We start from the raw sequence: 5690 nt of genomic DNA, 5'->3' as shown, positions 1-5690 counted from the left end.
ATAGATGAAGGGTTTTTAAAGAAAGGCGACGACATACTCTCCCACATAACTGCAGTACCATCTGCGCAGGCGGGCTTAACTACTCTGTTCGGGATGGGAAGAGGTGAGCCCCGCCGCAATAACCACCTTAAGGTCGTTTTGCAATGGGTAAATTAGCTTCTAGCTAATCAACATTACATAATATCTTAACATACTGAGATAAAGAAAAATTTAAAGTATTAGAAAGTTTCTTCTCCCCCACCGAGATGGGGGAGAAAAGCGTACATAAGCTTACGGGTTATTAGTACTACTCGACTATGACATTACTGCCTTTACATCTATAGCCTATCAACGTGGTCATCTCCCACGACCCTTAAAAGAAATCTCATCTTGTGGTGGGTTTCGCGCTTATATGCTTTCAGCGCTTATCCCTTCCAAACGTAGCTACTCTGCGGTGCCACTGGCGTGACAACAGATACACTAGAGGTTTGTCCAATTCGGTCCTCTCGTACTAGAATCAGATCCACTCAAATTTCTTGCGCCCACAGTAGATAGAGACCGAACTGTCTCACGACGTTCTGAACCCAGCTCGCGTGCCACTTTAATGGGCGAACAGCCCAACCCTTGGGACCTTCTCCAGCCCCAGGATGTGACGAGCCGACATCGAGGTGCCAAACCCCCCCGTCGATATGAGCTCTTGGGGGAGATCAGCCTGTTATCCCCGGCGTACCTTTTATCCTTTGAGCGATGGCCCTTCCATGCGGAACCACCGGATCACTATGCTCTACTTTCGTACCTGATCGACCTGTATGTCTCTCAGTCAAGCTCCCTTATGCCATTGCACTCTACGCACGGTTACCAAGCGTACTGAGGGAACCTTTAGAAGCCTCCGTTACTCTTTTGGAGGCGACCACCCCAGTCAAACTACCCACCAAGCAATGTCCCCCGCTTAAGCGGGGTTAGGCCTCAGATAAACAAAGGGTTGTATTTCAACAATGACTCCACAACGCCTAGCGACGCCACTTCACAGTCTCCAACCTATCCTACACATCATTTATCCAAGGTCAATACTAAGCTATAGTAAAGGTGCACAGGGTCTTTTCGTCCCACTGCGGGTAAGCGGCATCTTCACCGCTACTACAATTTCACCGAGCTCATGGCTGAGACAGTGTCCAGATCGTTACACCATTCGTGCAGGTCGGAACTTACCCGACAAGGAATTTCGCTACCTTAGGACCGTTATAGTTACGGCCGCCGTTTACTGGGGCTTCATTTCAATGCTTCTCCGAAGATAACATCTCCACTTAACCTTCCAGCACCGGGCAGGTGTCAGGCCCTATACTTCATCTTACGATTTTGCAGAGCCCTGTGTTTTTGATAAACAGTCGCCTGGACCTCTTCACTGCGGCCCCGATTACTCGGGGCGACCCTTCTCCCGAAGTTACGGGTCTATTTTGCCTAATTCCTTAGCCATGAATCTCTCGAGCACCTTAGGATTCTCTCCTCGACTACCTGTGTCGGTTTGCGGTACGGGTACTTATTACCTGAAGTTTAGAGGTTTTTCTTGGAAGCCCTTAGGCGCACTATCTCTTCAACCGAAGTCTCCGAGTACTATCGTATTTCCCCAAAACCCGTGGATTTGCCTGCGGGTCTTATAGGTAGGTACTTCAACGAACTATTCCGTCAGTTCGCGGCGCTTTCATCACTCCGTCACCCCATCACAGTAATAACTAGTACGGGAATATTAACCCGTTGTCCATCGACTGTCCCTTTCGGGTTCGCCTTAGGTCCCGACTAACCCACAGCTGATTAGCATAGCTGTGGAAACCTTAGTCTTTCGGTGTGCGGGTTTCTCGCCCGCATTATCGTTACTTATGCCTACATTTTCTTTTCTAACCAGTCCAGCATGCCTTACGACACACCTTCAACCCTGTTAGAATGCTCCCCTACCACTTACAATAAATTGTAAATCCATAGCTTCGGTAATATACTTATGCCCGATTATTATCCATGCTCGTCCGCTCGACTAGTGAGCTGTTACGCACTCTTTAAATGAATGGCTGCTTCCAAGCCAACATCCTAGCTGTCTGGGCAGACAAACCTCGTTCTTTCAACTTAGTATATATTTGGGGACCTTAGCTGATGGTCTGGGTTCTTTCCCTCTCGGACTTGGACCTTAGCACCCAAGCCCTCACTGTTATGAAACATTATATAGCATTCGGAGTTTGTCAGGAATTGGTAGGCGGTGAAGCCCCCGCATCCAATCAGTAGCTCTACCTCTATATAACTTTACGCATAACGCTGCACCTAAATGCATTTCGGGGAGTACGAGCTATTTCCGAGTTTGATTGGCCTTTCACCCCTACCCACAGATCATCCCAAGACTTTTCAACGTCAACGGGTTCGGTCCTCCACTGTGTGTTACCACAGCTTCAACCTGTCCATGGGTAGATCACACGGTTTCGCGTCTAACACTACTGACTAAAGCGCCCTATTCAGACTCGCTTTCGCTACGGATCCGTGGCTTAACCACTTATCCTTGCCAGCAACGTTAACTCGTAGGCTCATTATGCAAAAGGCACGCCGTCACCCCACGAAAGGGCTCCGACCGCTTGTAAGCGTATGGTTTCAGGATCTATTTCACTCCGTTATTCACGGTTCTTTTCACCTTTCCCTCACGGTACTGGTTCACTATCGGTCTCTCAGGAGTATTTAGCCTTAGCGGATGGTCCCGCCAAATTCAGACAGGATTTCTCGTGTCCCGCCCTACTCAGGATACCACTATCGTTATCTTCTATTACTTATACAGGGCTATCACCTTCTATGGCTCTACTTTCCAGTAGATTCTAATTCTATCCGCAACAAATATCGTGGTCCTACAACCCCAATCCTGCCGTAACAGCATTGGTTTGGGCTAATCCGCGTTCGCTCGCCACTACTTACGGAATCACTTTTGTTTTCTTCTCCTCCGCCTACTTAGATGTTTCAGTTCAGCGGGTTTGCCCACCTATCGGTGTACTATGTCTTCAACATAGTGGGTTGCCCCATTCAGGTATCTACGGATCATATCGTGTGTGCCAATCCCCGTAGCTTTTCGCAGCTTATCACGCCTTTCATCGCCTCTGAGAGCCAAGGCATCCCCCATACGCCCTTATTTTGCTTATTGTACCAACATGTTAATTAAAACATGCCGTTTCTTTACTTGTCTATAAATAAACAAGTAAAAATGCTTTCTACTTTTTATTATTTTCTTATCTCAATATGTCAATGAACTTTTTTCCTCTCGGAATAGTGGAGAATAACGGAGTCGAACCGTTGACCTCCTGCGTGCAAGGCAGGCGCTCTAGCCAGCTGAGCTAATCCCCCGTTTCAATTTTAGATCTTTGAATTCAGATTTCTGATTTTTAAATCTTAAATCTTCGGCGAATCCCAACTTCTAGAATTTCCTTTTTTTTAAGTAATTGTTGTCTCGGACAGACTCGAACTGTCGACCCCTACATTATCAGTGTAGTACTCTAACCAGCTGAGCTACGAGACAAGGTGATTTCTGATTTATGATTAACGATTTTTGATCTTAGATTCTTAAACCTATAATCTCCAATCAGCATTCAACAATCTTAAATCGTTTATCTTTTACTTAATTGTATTATTTGAACTAACAGCAAGAGTAATAAAATGTATCTATTCTATTCCAATATAATCTTTGTCTTCTTTCCTAATCGTGTTTATTGCTAAACTAACAAATTAGGCTCTAGAAAGGAGGTGTTCCAGCCGCACCTTCCGGTACGGCTACCTTGTTACGACTTAGCCCTAGTTACCAGTTTTACCCTAGGCAGCTCCTTGCGGTCACCGACTTCAGGCACCCCCAGCTTCCATGGCTTGACGGGCGGTGTGTACAAGGCCCGGGAACGTATTCACCGGATCATGGCTGATATCCGATTACTAGCGATTCCAGCTTCACGGAGTCGAGTTGCAGACTCCGATCCGAACTGTGACCGGTTTTATAGATTCGCTCCTGGTCGCCCAGTGGCTGCTCTCTGTACCGGCCATTGTAGCACGTGTGTAGCCCAAGGCGTAAGGGCCGTGATGATTTGACGTCATCCCCACCTTCCTCACAGTTTGCACTGGCAGTCTTGTTAGAGTTCCCGACATGACTCGCTGGCAACTAACAACAGGGGTTGCGCTCGTTATAGGACTTAACCTGACACCTCACGGCACGAGCTGACGACAACCATGCAGCACCTTGTAAATTGTCTTGCGAAAGTTCTGTTTCCAAAACGGTCAATCTACATTTAAGCCTTGGTAAGGTTCCTCGCGTATCATCGAATTAAACCACATGCTCCACCGCTTGTGCGGGCCCCCGTCAATTCCTTTGAGTTTCATTCTTGCGAACGTACTCCCCAGGTGGGATACTTATCACTTTCGCTTAGCCACTGAGATTGCTCCCAACAGCTAGTATCCATCGTTTACGGCGTGGACTACCAGGGTATCTAATCCTGTTCGCTACCCACGCTTTCGTCCATCAGCGTCAATCCATTAGTAGTAACCTGCCTTCGCAATTGGTATTCCATGTAATCTCTAAGCATTTCACCGCTACACTACATATTCTAGTTACTTCCTAATAATTCAAGTTTAGCAGTATCAATGGCCGTTCCACCGTTGAGCGATGGGCTTTCACCACTGACTTACTAAACCGCCTACGGACCCTTTAAACCCAATGATTCCGGATAACGCTTGGATCCTCCGTATTACCGCGGCTGCTGGCACGGAGTTAGCCGATCCTTATTCTTACGATACCGTCAAGGTACTTCACGAAGTACTGTTTCTTCTCGTATAAAAGCAGTTTACAATCCATAGGACCGTCATCCTGCACGCGGCATGGCTGGATCAGGCTTGCGCCCATTGTCCAATATTCCTCACTGCTGCCTCCCGTAGGAGTCTGGTCCGTGTCTCAGTACCAGTGTGGGGGATCTCCCTCTCAGGACCCCTACCCATCGTAGTCTTGGTAAGCCGTTACCTTACCAACTAACTAATGGGACGCATGCTCATCTTTCACCGTTGTGACTTTAATTATAAAATGATGCCATCCTATAATACTATGAGGTATTAATCCAAATTTCTCTGGGCTATCCCTCTGTGAAAGGTAGATTGCATACGCGTTACGCACCCGTGCGCCGGTCTCTAGGTCCGAAAACCTATACCCCTCGACTTGCATGTGTTAAGCCTGCCGCTAGCGTTCATCCTGAGCCAGGATCAAACTCTTCATCGTATATTGTGTGCTTAAATAAATTTAAGCTATTGTTATTCGACTCCAATTCTATCGGTGTTATTCAAATCTTTCGATTCTATTACTCTTATTCTTTTGTTTTAACATCTCTGTTAAAACGGCTGTCAATTCAATATGTCTAGGAACGTGTTCTTCTTGTTTTTCCCTTCTTTTAACACACATCGTGTGTCGCTGGAAGCGGGTGCAAAAGTACAACCTCTTTTTAAATCTCACAAGCGTTTTTGAAAAGTTTTTTGAAAAATAATTTTCTCCGCTTTTCATGTCATAAATTGATCGCTCAACCTAATCACCTGCTCAATCTGTCTAAGAACTTGCTTCCCCTAAGGGAGGGCAAATGTAACTACTTCTTTTATTCTTACCAAATCTTTTTTCTAAAACTTTCGCTTTATTTTTGATCCGATTTTCATTATTTAAGTAAGAACTT

General features: G+C 46.2%; 2 tRNA genes and 3 rRNA genes. All 5 read right to left on the bottom strand.

Features of this window, described 5'->3' with window-relative positions:
• Window positions 1-20 precede the first annotated feature (20 nt).
• The 5 genes from rrf to H2650_RS15455 all read right to left on the bottom strand — a co-directional run bounded on the left by rrf (window position 21) and on the right by H2650_RS15455 (window position 5248).
• Window positions 21-130, bottom strand: a 5S ribosomal RNA gene (gene rrf / locus H2650_RS15475).
• Window positions 131-260: 130 nt separating this feature from the next.
• A 23S ribosomal RNA gene (locus H2650_RS15470) occupies window positions 261-3145 on the bottom strand.
• 126 nt (window positions 3146-3271) lie between these two features.
• A tRNA-Ala gene (locus tag H2650_RS15465) sits at window positions 3272-3345 on the bottom strand.
• 98 nt (window positions 3346-3443) lie between these two features.
• A tRNA-Ile gene (locus H2650_RS15460) sits at window positions 3444-3517 on the bottom strand.
• A 217-nt stretch (window positions 3518-3734) separates the two neighbouring features.
• Window positions 3735-5248, bottom strand: a 16S ribosomal RNA gene (locus tag H2650_RS15455).
• Together the 16S, 23S and 5S rRNA genes with 2 tRNA genes alongside form the textbook arrangement of a ribosomal RNA operon.
• Window positions 5249-5690 lie beyond the last annotated feature (442 nt).

Origin of the sequence: Flavobacterium sp. GP15 (genome assembly GCF_014281985.1) — a bacterium.
GTDB lineage: Bacteria > Bacteroidota > Bacteroidia > Flavobacteriales > Flavobacteriaceae > Flavobacterium > Flavobacterium pygoscelis.
The sequence above is the reverse complement of the archived record's forward strand: the minus strand, read 5'-3'. Positions and strand labels throughout refer to the sequence as shown.